This is a genomic window from Ruegeria marisflavi, from assembly GCF_025673445.1.
Lineage (GTDB): Bacteria > Pseudomonadota > Alphaproteobacteria > Rhodobacterales > Rhodobacteraceae > Ruegeria_B > Ruegeria_B marisflavi.
In genome coordinates, this window is record NZ_JAOVQN010000005.1 from 23,619 (window position 1) to 36,300 (window position 12,682).

Below are 12,682 nucleotides of genomic sequence, written 5' to 3' on the forward strand. Positions count from 1 at the left end.
CGTGTTTGTCGCGCACCCAAGGTTAAGCCCGCTTTAACGCGCGCTTATTTTGTGCCGGATACTCTCCCTTAAGTTGATATTACTTGACGCCCACTCGCGTCAATACCGCTAGAAAGAATCCATCGGTTCCATCCAGAACGGTCCAATGCGCCTCTTCGCTCAAACGCCAATCCGGATGCGCCGCCAGGAAATCGGCAACAACGTCACCGTTTTCGTCATGCAACATCGAACAGGTGGCATAGGCCAGCACCCCATCCGCCGCGACCAACTCCGCCGCGCGCTGCAAAATCGCCTGCTGGAGGTGCCCAAGTTCCGCCAGCCGCTCTGGCGTCAGGGCCCATTTGCCATCGGGCGCACGCCGCCACGAGCCACTGCCCGAACAGGGCACATCGGTCAGCACCAGATCAAAGGGCGCCTCCCGGTCCAGGCCCTCGGTCGCAAGCAGCCGCACCTTGGCACCGGCACGCGCCGCACGTTCCGGCAGGTCGCGCATGCGTTGCGGGGCGGCGTCATGGGCCAGAACCTCGCCCTCTGTGCGTGCGGCCAGCGCCAGGGTCTTGCCGCCCCCGCCCGCGCAATAGTCCAGAGCCCGCGCGCCCGGTTGCAGAGGCAGCCGCGCCACGATCGCCTGACTGGCGGCATCCTGCAACTCGACCAAGCCATCCAGATAGGCCTGCGACCGGGCCACCTGGCGCGCTCCCTCCGTCACCTCAAGCGCGGTTTCGCAAGCCGGATGGGTCACTGCCTTGATCCCGCCGGCGGCGAGGGCGGCAATCGCCCCGGCCCGGTCCGTGCGCAACAGGTTGGCCCGCAGATGCAGCGGTGCGCGGGTCTGCATGATCCGCCCCGCCTCTTCGGCGCGGGCACCCAGAGCGGCCTGAAACCGGGGCCAGAGCCAGTCGGGAATATCCGCCGCCTCGGCCCCCGGGGCAGGATCGCGCGCCTTGGCGCGCTCCGCCTCTGTCACCGGCTCCGGCGCATGCCCCACGCCCGAGAACAAGCCATCCACATCACCGCCCTGCGCGCGCACCAGCCCGATCATCAGCCCGCGCCCGGTCGCAGCCCCCCCAAGCGCGGCCAGCGACCGCCGCCCGCGCAGCGCGTCGAACACATGGTCGCGGATCGCGGCGCGATCCTTGGACCCGGCAAACCGTGAACGCCGCGCCCAGGTGGTCAGCGCCTGTTCGGCGGGCCTGCCCTCCAGGATCTCGTCCAGGATCTCGATGGCGGCCTGCACCCGCGCCCCCGGCGTCATGCCTTGCGCTCCTGAAGGATATTGCCGCCGTCGACCACAATGACCGCGCCATTGACATAAGACGCGGCCTCCGAGGCCAGAAACGCGGCCACTGCCGCCACCTCCTCGGGGGTTCCGGCCCGCCCCGGCGGCGTTGCCCGGGCGGCGACCAGCTCCTCGGCGGTCGAGGCGCCCGTGGCGATCCAGCCGGGCGCCACCGCGTTCACCGTCACGCCATGCGCGGCCTGTTCCAGCGCCAGCGCATGGGTCAGGCCGACCATCGCCGCCTTGGCGGCGGAATAGGCCGCTTCGCCCGGGTTCGACACCATCGGGCCGGTGACCGAGGCCATCATCACCACCCGCCCCCAACCGGCCCGGACCATGTCGGGCAGAAATGCGCGCGTCGTCAGCACCGTGGTTCGCAGGCTGGCGTCCATCGCATGATCCCACTCTTCAATGGCCATCTCCAGAAACCCGGCTTGCAAAGCCGGTGCGCCGACCGAGCCCATCCCGGCATTGTTCACCAGAATATCGACCGCGCCGACCGCCGCGCGCAGCCGCGCCACCTGATCGACCTCAGTCAGATCGGCGACATGCGCCGACACGTCCAGCCCCTCCGCCCGCAGCGCGGCGGCCCGCTCGTGAATACGGTCTGTGGTCGCACAGATGGCCACCCGGCATCCGGCCCGGCAAAGCGCACGCGCGCAAGCGAATCCGATGCCATCAGCGGCCCCGGCCCCGGTGACCAGCGCCCGTTTCATAAGGGGGTTTTCCGGTATCCCGAACCGTCGCGCTCCAGCCGCGCGAACTTGGCGCCGATCATGTGGCTGCCGGCCCAGACCAGACCCTTGTCCGCGATCTCGGCCAGCGCCGCGCGTCGGCTGGCCAGTGCCAGCGGTCCGTCGACGTCATACTTGGTCGCATTCTCCGGATCGGGCAGTTGCAGCGCCTCTGAATGGATGATGTCCCCGGCCAGAACCAGATCCTCGCCGATTTTCAGACCCATATGACCGGGCGTGTGACCCGGCAGGGCCCAGACCGCAATGCCATCTCCCAGATCCGCGTCATCCTCGACACAGCAAAGGGCGTCGCCACAGGCCGTCAGCACCAGCGCGCCCAAGCCCTCGGTGCCGCGCCAATGCGCGGCCTCGCGCGCATGCACCACCACCTCGGCCACGGCATAGACCGGCGCCCCGTCCACCAGCGCGCCACCGCAATGATCGCCATGCAGATGGGTAAAGATCACCCGGCTCACATCCAACGGCGCGATCCCCATCGCGGCCAGCTGCTCGGGCATCTGACCGCCCGCCGCGCCAAAGGCCGCGCCACAGCCGGTATCGACCAGCCAGACCCGCCCGTCGTCATGCCGCAGCACATAGGCGTTGAACTCGGTCTCGGCCCCACCCAGCCCGGCAGCGGCCAGCAACTCGGCTTGCCGCTCACCGGCAACCTGGGGAAAGACATCCGTGCCAAAGGTCAGCCCGCCATCGACAAGGCAGGTAATCCGCCACGGACCCGCTCTGAAAGTATCGTCCGTCATCAGCCGATCCGGTAGTTGGGGCTTTCACGGGTGATCTGCACGTCATGGACGTGGCTTTCCTTCAACCCCGCGCCGGTGATCTTCACGAACTGGCAGTTCTGGCGCATCTCGGCCACGGTGGCGCAGCCGGTATAGCCCATCGCCGCGCGCAGGCCGCCCACCAGCTGGTGGATCACCGCACTGGCCGAGCCCTTGTAAGGCACCTGCCCCTCGATCCCTTCGGGCACCAGCTTGTCGCTGGCCGCGTCCTTCTGGAAGTAGCGGTCGGCCGAGCCGCGCGCCATCGCCCCAAGGCTGCCCATACCACGGTAACTCTTGAAGCTACGGCCTTGATAGAGAATGACTTCTCCCGGGCTTTCATCGGTGCCCGCGATCATCGAACCGACCATGGCACAGGACGCCCCCGCCGCAATCGCCTTGGCGAAATCGCCCGAGAACTTGATGCCGCCATCGGCGATCACCGGCACGTCGCCCGCCGCACCCGCGCAATCCATGATTGCGCTCAGCTGCGGCACGCCCACGCCCGCCACCATCCGCGTGGTACAGATCGAGCCCGGCCCGATGCCGACCTTGACCGCATCGGCGCCCGCGTCGATCAGCGCCTTTGTAGCCTCGGCGGTGGCCACGTTACCCGCGATCACCTGAACCGCGTTCGACTGCGCCTTGATCCGCTTGACCGCCTCGATCACGCCTGCCGAATGGCCATGCGCGGTATCGACCACCACGATATCGACGCCCGCATCGATCAGCGCCTCGGACCGGGCAAATCCGCTGTCGCCCACCGAACTGGCCGCCGCCACCCGCAACCGGCCCAGCTCGTCCTTGCAGGCCGTCGGGTTCAACACCGCCTGTTCGGTGTCCTTCAGCGTCAACAGGCCGGTCAGCCGCCCCTTGCCATCATGTACCAGCAGCTTTTCGATCCGCCGCGCCCGCATCAGGCTCTTGGCCTGATCCAGATCCGCGGGTTCGGCCAGCATTGCCAGGTCGTTGGTGGTCATCACCGCGCTCACCGGCATGTCATCGCTGGTGGCGAAGCGCATGTCGCGGTTGGTGACGATGCCGACGATATGGCCCTTGTCGTCCACCACCGGAAAGCCGGTGAAGTTGTAGCGTTCCACCAGCGCCCGCGCATCCGCGATGGTCTGGTTCGGCTTCAGGGTGACCGGGTTATAGACGATACCGCTTTCAAACCGCTTCACCCGGCGGACTTCGCGCGCCTGTTCCTCGATCCCGAGGTTCTTGTGAATCACGCCCATGCCGCCCGCCTGCGCCATGGCAATCGCCATGCGCGCCTCGGTCACCGTGTCCATGGCCGAGCTCAAGAGCGGAATGTTCAGCTTGATCTCGCGCGTCACCCGTGTCCTGGTATCGGCCGTCGAGGGCAGCACCGACGAGGCCGCCGGAACCAGAAGAACGTCGTCAAAGGTGAGAGCCTCACGAATCTGCATATGCTGTCCCCATGCATAATCCCGTTTGGCGGTGACCCTATGGCACAGTTACCCGAGAGGGAAAAGGGCCTGAGGCAAGAAAACCCGGCCCCACCCCGAACCTGATCTGTGTCAAGGCACTGTCACCCTGCCGCGCTATCGCTATGTGTGCGCAAACAGACAAAGGAACAGCCCATGCCCGGCCCCCTCGATGGCACCGTCATTCTCGACCTGACCCATGTGCTGGCCGGACCCTATGCCAGCATGACGCTGGCCGATCTGGGGGCGCGCGTGATCAAGGTGGAACGCCCCGGCAGCGGCGACGATACCCGCGCCTTTCCGCCGTTCAAGGACGGCGAAAGCGCCTATTTCGCCGCCATCAACCACGGCAAGGAAAGCATCGCGCTGGACCTGAAATCGCCGGAGGATCGCGCGATCTTCGACCGGCTTCTGGCCCGCGCCGACATCCTTCTGGAAAACTACCGTCCCGGCGTGATGGAGCGTCTGGGCTATGGCTGGGAGGCGCTGCATGCGCGGCATCCCAAGCTGATCTATGGCGCGGTCTCGGGCTTTGGCCACACCGGCCCCGAGGCCGAGCGCCCCGCATATGACATGGTTGTCCAGGCGCGCGGCGGGGTGATGTCGATCACCGGCGAGCGCGACCGCGAACCGGTGCGCGTCGGAGCTTCGATCGGCGATATCGTGGCGGGGATGTTTCTGGTGCAGGGCGTGCTGGCCGCCCGGCTTGAGGTCGAGCGCGGCGGCAAGGGGCAGAAGATCGACATCTCCATGCTCGACAGCCAGTTGGCACTGTTGGAACATGCCATCGCCATCACCACCGTAACCGGCGAACCGCCGCGCCCCTCGGGCGCGCGCCACCCCTCGATCACCCCGTTCGAAACCTTCCATGCCGAGGACGGCCTCTTTGTCATCGCGGCCGGAAACGACCCGCTCTTTGCCAAGCTGTGTACCGCGCTTCAACTGCCGCTCGCCGGTGATCCGCGCTTTGCCACCAACCCGGCCCGCTGTCAGAACGCCCGCCTCTTGAAACGCCTTATCGAAGCGGTGACGCTCGACCGGCCCAAGGCGCACTGGATCGACCTGCTGACCCGCGCGGGCGTCCCCACCGGACCGATCCAGAACGTGGCCGAGGTCTTGCAAGACCCCCAGATCCGTGCCCGCAACATGGTGGTCGACATTCTGGACCGCGACGGCGCCCCGGCATATATCGCTGCCGGCAACCCGATCAAGATGTCGGCCCTGCCCGACCCCAAGACGCGCGCGCCCGCGCCCGCGCTGGATGAAAACCGCGCCGCGATCCTTGCGTGGCTCGATCGGGCGCCAGAAGACTGAAACCACGGGCCATACCACCCGCGATGGAGTTTTCTGCCAAAACCGGGTAATCTGACCCTCAGGCTGGCACCACACAAGGAGCGAACCCGATGGCGGAATTTGTCGTTCACCATGCCGAGGGTCTGGTCCGGGTCACCTGGCACCCCGAGCTTCAGGCAGTCTATCTGAAATGGTACAGCGAATATGATGAAGGAACCCGCGTCAGAGACGCGGTTCTGGCGGCGCTGGCCTGGGTGCGCACCAACAAGGTCGAACACTGGGTTGCCGATGTCTCGACCTCGCCACATGCGCTTTCCGAACGTGACTATGAATGGGTCAGCAGCGACGCTTTTCGCGTCGCGATCCTCGATTCGCCATTGCGGAAGTTCGTGCTCATCCCGCCCCTGCCCGACTCCGGCCAGAACGATGCCTGGGTTGCCGATTGGGAGGCCAATACCCTGTCCCGCTTTGGCGACCGTGTCAGTGCCCGGGTCTGCATAACGCTGGACGAGGCTCGCCACTTCCTGACAATGTCCCCGGCCTGACCCCGGCTTAACCCGCATCCAGACCACATCTTTTTCACCTGAATGCCGCCCCCGGGCAGGAAAATGCCGCCCACCGCCTTTCCGCTGGCGCAAAACACAATATGGTCGCGCATAATCGGTACTCCGGAAGGCAAAAGTCATGAGCAGCGATCCCCTCGTCGTATTCACCCCCTCGGGCAAACGCGGGTACTTCCCCGTTGGCACACCGATCCTGACGGCCGCACGGCAGTTAGGCGTCGATCTCGATTCGGTCTGCGGCGGGCGCGGCATCTGCTCGAAATGCCAGATCACGCCGTCATATGGCGAATTTCCCAAACATGGCGTCACCGTGCGCGACGGCGCGCTCAGCGAATGGAACGCGGTCGAACAGCGCTATCAGGACAAGCGCGGCCTGAAAGAGGGTCGTCGCCTGGGCTGCCAGGCCACCGTTCAGGGCGACGTGGTGATCGACGTACCCCCGGAAAGCCAGGTCCACCGCCAGGTGGTGCGCAAGGCCGCCACGGCCCGCACCATCACCATGGACCCGGCCACGCATCTCTATTTCGTCGCGGTCGAGGAACCCGACATGCACGAGCCGACCGGCGATCTCGAACGTCTGCAACGCGCGCTCAAGGCGCAATGGGGCATTGGCGAGGTGACTGCCGACCTATCGCTGCTGGCCAAGCTGCAACCGGCCCTGCGCAAGGGCGAATGGAAGGTCACCGTCGCCCTGCACAAGGGACACAACGACACCAGCCACCGCATTCTTGAAATCTGGCCCGGCTATTCCGAGGAACGGATCTATGGCCTTGCCATCGACCTCGGCTCCACCACCATCGCAGCCCACTTGTGCGACCTGCGCAATGGCGAGGTCAAGGCCTCCTCCGGCCTGATGAACCCCCAGATCCGCTTTGGCGAGGACCTGATGAGCCGGGTCAGCTATTCGATGATGAACCCCGGCGGCGACCGCGAGATGACGACGGCCGTGCGCGAGGCGATCAACGACCTCACCCGCTCCATCGCGGCCGAAGGCGGCATCGAGCCGCGCCAGATCGTCGAAACCGTGTTCGTCTGTAACCCGGTGATGCACCACCTGCTCTTGGGCCTAGACCCGGTCGAACTCGGCCAGGCGCCCTTTGCGCTCACCACCTCTGACAGCCTGTCGTTGCCCGCCCGCGAGATGGGGCTCGATGCGATGAACCCGCGGGCGCAGGTCTATATCCTGCCCTGCATCGCGGGTCATGTGGGCGCCGACTGCGCCGCCGTCGCGCTGTCCGAGGAACCGGGCAAGTCCGAGGATCTGGTACTGATCGCCGATGTCGGCACCAATGCCGAGATCCTTCTGGGCAACACCACCCGCGTGCTGGCCTGTTCCTCGCCCACCGGCCCCGCCTTCGAGGGCGCGCAGATCAGCTCGGGCCAGCGCGCCGCCCCCGGCGCCATCGAGCGGATCGAAATCGACCCCGTCACCAAGGAACCGCGCTTCCGCGTCATTGGCTCCGACAAATGGTCCGACGAAGAGGGCTTTGACACCGATATCTCCACCACCGGTATCACCGGCATCTGCGGCTCCGGCATCATCGAGGCTGTGGCCGAGATGCGCATGGCGGGCCTTCTGGACGAAAGCGGCCTGATCGGCTCGGCCGAGCAGACCGGCACCCCCCGCTGCGTGCCCGAGGGGCGCACCCATTCCTACCTCTTGCACGACGCCTCGGAAACCGGCGGCCCGCGCATCACCGTGACCCAGGGCGACATCCGCGCCATCCAGCTGGCGAAATCGGCGCTTTATGCCGGTGCGCGCCTCTTGATGGACGAGATGGGGGTCGAGCGTGTCGACCGTATCGTGCTGGCCGGGGCCTTTGGCGCCCATATCTCCACCAAGCATGCGATGGTTCTGGGGATGATCCCCGACGCTCCGCTCGACAAGGTCACCAGCGCCGGCAATGCCGCCGGCACCGGTGCCCGTATCGCCCTGTCGAACATCGGCGCCCGGGCCGAGATCGAGCGGGTGGTGCGCGAGATCACCAAGGTCGAAACCGCGATCGAACCCAAGTTCCAGGATCATTTCGTGGCCGCCAACGCAATCCCGCACAAGACCGACCCGTTCCCGGACCTCTACTCGGTCGTCACCCTGCCGAAGGTGTCCTTCAACACCGGCGGCGGGGACGACGACGGGTCTGGCCGCCGCCGCCGCCGCAGGGCATGATGCCCCCCGAAGGGGGGAAACTATGCAGACCACGAATCAAGATCAGGCGGAATATTGGGGAAACTCCGCTTCGGGCCAAAAATGGCTGACTTTCGAGGAGCATATCGCCGGCGTCTTCGCGCCTGTGGTGGATCTGATCCTTGACCATGCGGAACTGAAACCGGGCCAGCGTGTGCTGGATATCGGCTGCGGCGTCGGTGACACCACGCTTGCCGCCGCACAGGCAGTTGGACCGACCGGCCATGTGCTTGGGGCCGATATCTCGGCCCCCTTTCTCGACCGCGCCCGGCAACGCACCCGCGCGCTGGACAACGTTGATTTTGCTGTCGCCGATGCCCAGACCGAGCCGTTTTACCCCGCCGACCGCGACGCGATGATCTCGCGCTTTGGCATGATGTTCTTTTCCGACAGCGTGGCGGCATTTGCTAATATCGCTAAAGGGTTGAAGCCTGGCGGTCATATGACCTTTGCCGCCTGGGGGCCGCTGGCTGTGAACCCCTGGTTCTACATCCCGCACCGCGCCGCAACCGACCATCTGGGCCAGCCGCCCAAGGTCGACCGCAACGCGCCCGGACCGCTGGCGTTTCACGATATCGACCGGGTCATCGGCATGATGACCAAGGCCGGACTGACAGAAATCGAAGCGCAAGCTGTCGAAATGAAACTGACCCCGCCCGGTGGGCTCACGGGGGCCGCCGCACTCTGCACCCGCCTGGGGCCCGCGGCGCGGGTACTTGCCCATTTCGGCGGCACATCGGAGGACGAGACCACCATCCAGGGCGCCGTCACAACAGCCCTGACCCCCTATCTCGGACCATGTTCGCCTGCCCGCCACCATCAACCTGTTCCAGGCCCGACGCGCCGGAACCGCTTGACGCCGCTTCGACACTTGCGTATTCGATCCCGGTGAGCGCGGGTATGGTGTAGTGGTAGCGCGCCGGCTTCCCAAGCCTGAAGTGCGGGTTCGATTCCCGCTACCCGCTCCATATCGCTTGCGCTCTAAGTTGCAACCCATAGATATTGCTGGGTTATTTTCGGTAAGTCCCGCAACATCACGGCCCTCCAGCAACAGACTAGCAGACCCTTTGGATCATCGCTCGACAGGGCGACTAACCGCCCAATTGCGGGCGAGTAGCATCCACTGTTAGACATACTGAAGTTGAAATTTTTGAGATTCTAAAGATGGCCTATCGCGATTTACCGCTAAGTTCACTCTTGGTTAATCCCGCAAACGATAGGCATGGAGAGTTGGAAAACGAGACCGCTGCGATTGCTCAATTGTTCGCACTTAGGGAACAACACATGCGAAACCTCGCGAAAGACCTTGTGGAAGAAGGAGAGGTTTTCGAGCCACCCTTGGTTTATCGCAAGGACGGTAAGTTCATTGTCGCGGATGGTAATCGGCGGACAACGTGCCTGAAGCTCTTAGCCGAACCGAAACGTGCGCCTACGGTGGAGTTACAAGAGTTCTTCCGAAAACTGCGTTCAGAATGGGGGGGAGACTTTCCAACTAAAATTGAGTGCCGTGTTGAAGACAATAAGGAACGAGTAGACGACATCCTATTCCGCAGACACACGGGCGTGCAGAACGGCATTGGTCAAAGCACCTGGGATGATCGGATGAAGAACAACTTCGTTCTCAGAACTGGGAAAGGCCGAGGGCTCAATATTGCCGACGCAATCGAAGAGTACCTAAGAAACGCCAAACTCCTACCAAGGAAGAAGATCCCACGCTCAAATCTGAACCGCCTGCTTTCCGCCGAAAGTATTCGCAACCGTCTCGGCTTTTCTGTGAAAAAGGGTAAGTTTGAATTCATCCGAAATGAGCAGGCGTCTTTGCAGGCACTGAGCCGAGTAGCTTCCGACCTCGCAACTAGAGTAATTACCCTTGATGACATTTGGGATGCGGAAGCCAAACTACTTTACATCGACAACCTCGAATTGCAAGGAGTTTTGCCTTCCGCTAGTGATCCGTCGCCATCGCCAACCCCACCGCCACCCGCGCCGCTACCTCCGAAGCTCAGGCCTCCTAAACCACCGAAACCAACGACCTGGCCACACCTAATTCCAAACATCGAATACGGAGTAACGTGGACAGGCCGTCAGCACAGAGTGCGCGATATCTGGGAAGAACTTCAGTTCAAGCTGACACTGACCGAGCACCCCAACGCGATCTCTGTTTTATTGCGAGTCCTGCTAGAACTAAGCTTGGAGCACTACGTACAGCAGCAAAAGGTTGCTGCAATCCACGCTAACGACAAGTTGGCGATCCAAGTCGCGAAAGCGGCCCAACACTTGTATGATGCCGGCTAGATCGACAACAAGTACATGGGTTTCCTTAAAAAATTGAAACAAGGCGATGTGATCGTTTCAATGGACACCTTGAACAGGTACGTCCACTCGCCGAATTTCAATGTATAGCCAGAACACCTAAAAATGCTGTGGGCGACATTGGCGGATTTTGTGGTTCTTTGCTTAAAGGGTTGAACGCGGAACTCGAGCATTGCCAGAATGCCAAACTTAGATGCTTCGACTCTGCAACAAAATCCTGTAACATTTTTGCTACACAAGCTTGCGCATCTAAAATCAACTATTTGTATTTAATATGTTTTTTCGAGATTCGTCCCTCAGATGGAAACACGCTACCCGCTCCAATATTTCCGTCAAAGAATCTGACGCAGCTGTTTTCCAGCACGGAAAACATATGTTTTCTGTGCTGGAAATCCCCGATTTCCGATTCCGCCCGGCTCACCCGGTCAGCGCATCCTTGAATTGGTCCCGCAGGGTTCGCTTCAGCACTTTGCCCGTGGCGTTCAGCGGCAGCGCATCGACAAACACCGCCCTGTCCGGCACCTGCCACTTGGCGATCTTCCCGTCGAAAAACTCCAGCAGTTCCGGCTCGCTGGGGTCTTCTCCTTCGGCCTTGACCGCCACCAAGAGCGGGCGTTCGTCCCATTTGGGATGCGGCACACCGACCACGGCAGCGGTGGCCAGCTTGGGATGGGCCACGGCGATATTCTCCAGCTCGACCGAGCTGATCCATTCGCCACCCGACTTGATGATGTCCTTGGACCGGTCGCGGATGGTCATGTATCCATCCGGGTCCAGCGTCGCCACATCGCCGGTGGCAAACCAGCCGTCCTGCAAGACGGCAGTGTCCTGCATCTGGAAATACCCGTCCAGCACCCAGTGCCCGCGCACCATCAGATCGCCCTGCGTCACGCCGTCGTTGGGCAGCGTGTTGCCATCGTCATCGACGATCTTCAGCTCGACCCCATAGGGCGGCCGCCCCTGGTTCTCGCGCAGCTTGTGCTGCGCCTCGACCGGCAGCGCCCGGTGTTTGGCCAATGGCCGGTTGGTGGTGCCCAGCGGGCTCATCTCGGACATGCCCCAGGCATGGATCGTATCCACGCCGTAAACGTCGCGGAAGGTGGCGATCATCGACGGCGGGCAGGCCGAGCCGCCGATCACTGTGCGCGTCAGGCTCTCCAGCCTGCTGCCCTTGGCCTTGGCCACCGTCAACAGCCCCTGCCAGATCGTGGGAACCCCCAGCGCGATGGTGACGTCATAGGTGTCGATCAGCCCCACCAGCGCATCGCCATGCAGGTCCGGCCCCGGCAGCACCATACTGGCGCCCACCATAGCGCAGGCATAGGGCGTGCCCCAGGCGTTGACATGGAACATCGGCACCACCGGCAGCACCACGTCAGCAGCCGAGAAGCCGATACAGTCGGGCGTGTTCGAGCCGAAACTGTGCAGCATGGTGGAGCGATGCGAATAAAGCACGCCCTTGGGATGTCCGGTGGTGCCCGAGGTATAGCACAGGCTCGACGCGGTGCGCTCGTCCAGCTCCGGCCAGTCGAACCCGGCATCGCCCGTCTCGATCAGTTCGTCAAAGAACTCCAGCCCTGGAATCGCCGCCGCGGCCGCATCATCGCGCGGCCCCATCAGCACCAGATGCTCGACCCCGACCAGATGCTCGCGGATGCCCGCGATCAGCGGCACAAAGGTGGCATCGAAAAAGATGACCTTATCCTCGGCATGGTTGATGATATAGATCAGCTGCTCAGGGAACAGGCGCGGGTTGATCGTGTGCAGCACGAAACCTGCCCCCGACACCCCGTAATAAAGTTCCAGATGACGCCGGTTGTTCCAGGCCAGCGTCGCCACCCGGGCCTGCGGCGCCAGCCCCAGCCGCGTCAGGGCCGAGCCCATGCGCCGCGCATTGGCCGCGATCCCGGCCCAGCTCGTCTCCTCGATCCCGCCGCCGGTGTTCACCGACCAGATCGGTGTCTCCCGGTGATAGCATGCGGCATGGTCGATCAAAGACGAAATCACCAGCGGCTGCGTCATCATCTGTCCGAACATGGACATCTCCTCTCTTTACTCCGCGCACCGGCCACCGGTGGCAGAGCCTCC

10 protein-coding genes and 1 tRNA gene are annotated in these 12,682 nt (G+C 63.6%); 6 read left to right on the forward strand and 5 right to left on the reverse strand.

Annotated elements, in window-relative coordinates; translation table 11 throughout:
• Positions 1–79: 79 nt before the first annotated feature.
• From OEZ49_RS06755 to guaB, 4 genes are read right to left on the reverse strand one after another with little or no spacing between them, the layout of a single operon-like run.
• On the reverse strand, positions 80–1,255 hold the full coding sequence (locus OEZ49_RS06755) for an RsmB/NOP family class I SAM-dependent RNA methyltransferase (RefSeq protein ID WP_263387592.1): 1,176 nt from the start codon (positions 1,253–1,255) through the stop codon (positions 80–82).
• Positions 1,252–1,995 (reverse strand): SDR family NAD(P)-dependent oxidoreductase, encoded by a 744-nt coding sequence (locus OEZ49_RS06760; RefSeq protein WP_263387593.1) that lies wholly within the window; start codon positions 1,993–1,995, stop codon positions 1,252–1,254. The genes OEZ49_RS06755 and OEZ49_RS06760 overlap by 4 nt, the downstream gene beginning before the upstream one ends.
• On the reverse strand, positions 1,992–2,774 hold the full coding sequence (locus OEZ49_RS06765) for an MBL fold metallo-hydrolase (RefSeq protein ID WP_263387594.1): 783 nt from the start codon (positions 2,772–2,774) through the stop codon (positions 1,992–1,994). The genes OEZ49_RS06760 and OEZ49_RS06765 overlap by 4 nt, the downstream gene beginning before the upstream one ends.
• Entirely contained in the window at positions 2,774–4,222 is a 1,449-nt protein-coding gene (guaB, locus tag OEZ49_RS06770) for an IMP dehydrogenase (RefSeq protein WP_164126623.1), read from the reverse strand. Before guaB ends, OEZ49_RS06765 begins: the two co-directional genes overlap by 1 nt.
• Positions 4,223–4,396: 174 nt before the next feature.
• Between guaB and OEZ49_RS06775 the strand changes: the two genes are divergently transcribed.
• The 6 genes from OEZ49_RS06775 (at position 4,397) to OEZ49_RS06800 (ending at position 10,576) form a co-directional block, all read left to right on the forward strand.
• Complete coding sequence (locus tag OEZ49_RS06775; protein WP_263387595.1) at positions 4,397–5,554, forward strand: CaiB/BaiF CoA transferase family protein; 1,158 nt, start codon at positions 4,397–4,399, stop codon at positions 5,552–5,554.
• 89 nt (positions 5,555–5,643) lie between these two features.
• Positions 5,644–6,078, forward strand: coding sequence for a hypothetical protein (locus OEZ49_RS06780; protein ID WP_263387596.1), 435 nt, complete (start codon positions 5,644–5,646; stop codon positions 6,076–6,078).
• Between the two features lie 139 nt (positions 6,079–6,217).
• Positions 6,218–8,263 (forward strand): ASKHA domain-containing protein, encoded by a 2,046-nt coding sequence (locus OEZ49_RS06785; protein ID WP_263387597.1) that lies wholly within the window; start codon positions 6,218–6,220, stop codon positions 8,261–8,263.
• 22 nt (positions 8,264–8,285) lie between these two features.
• On the forward strand, positions 8,286–9,173 hold the full coding sequence (locus OEZ49_RS06790) for a class I SAM-dependent methyltransferase (protein WP_263387598.1): 888 nt from the start codon (positions 8,286–8,288) through the stop codon (positions 9,171–9,173).
• A 2-nt stretch (positions 9,174–9,175) separates the two neighbouring features.
• Positions 9,176–9,249 (forward strand) — tRNA-Gly (locus tag OEZ49_RS06795).
• Between the two features lie 196 nt (positions 9,250–9,445).
• Entirely contained in the window at positions 9,446–10,576 is a 1,131-nt protein-coding gene (locus OEZ49_RS06800) for a hypothetical protein (protein WP_263387599.1), read from the forward strand.
• Between the two features lie 435 nt (positions 10,577–11,011).
• Here OEZ49_RS06800 and OEZ49_RS06805 read toward each other — a convergent pair whose 3' ends face one another.
• On the reverse strand, positions 11,012–12,631 hold the full coding sequence (locus OEZ49_RS06805; RefSeq protein WP_263387600.1) for a long-chain-fatty-acid--CoA ligase: 1,620 nt from the start codon (positions 12,629–12,631) through the stop codon (positions 11,012–11,014).
• Positions 12,632–12,682 lie beyond the last annotated feature (51 nt).

Coding starts and splice junctions, on each gene's coding strand:
- OEZ49_RS06755 (WP_263387592.1), bottom strand. CDS start 1,255: ATGACGCCGGGGGCGCGGGTGCAGGCCGCCATCGAGATCCTGGACGAG.
- OEZ49_RS06760 (WP_263387593.1), bottom strand. CDS start 1,995: ATGAAACGGGCGCTGGTCACCGGGGCCGGGGCCGCTGATGGCATCGGA.
- OEZ49_RS06765 (WP_263387594.1), bottom strand. CDS start 2,774: ATGACGGACGATACTTTCAGAGCGGGTCCGTGGCGGATTACCTGCCTT.
- guaB (WP_164126623.1), bottom strand. CDS start 4,222: ATGCAGATTCGTGAGGCTCTCACCTTTGACGACGTTCTTCTGGTTCCG.
- OEZ49_RS06775 (WP_263387595.1), top strand. CDS start 4,397: ATGCCCGGCCCCCTCGATGGCACCGTCATTCTCGACCTGACCCATGTG.
- OEZ49_RS06780 (WP_263387596.1), top strand. CDS start 5,644: ATGGCGGAATTTGTCGTTCACCATGCCGAGGGTCTGGTCCGGGTCACC.
- OEZ49_RS06785 (WP_263387597.1), top strand. CDS start 6,218: ATGAGCAGCGATCCCCTCGTCGTATTCACCCCCTCGGGCAAACGCGGG.
- OEZ49_RS06790 (WP_263387598.1), top strand. CDS start 8,286: ATGCAGACCACGAATCAAGATCAGGCGGAATATTGGGGAAACTCCGCT.
- OEZ49_RS06800 (WP_263387599.1), top strand. CDS start 9,446: ATGGCCTATCGCGATTTACCGCTAAGTTCACTCTTGGTTAATCCCGCA.
- OEZ49_RS06805 (WP_263387600.1), bottom strand. CDS start 12,631: ATGTTCGGACAGATGATGACGCAGCCGCTGGTGATTTCGTCTTTGATC.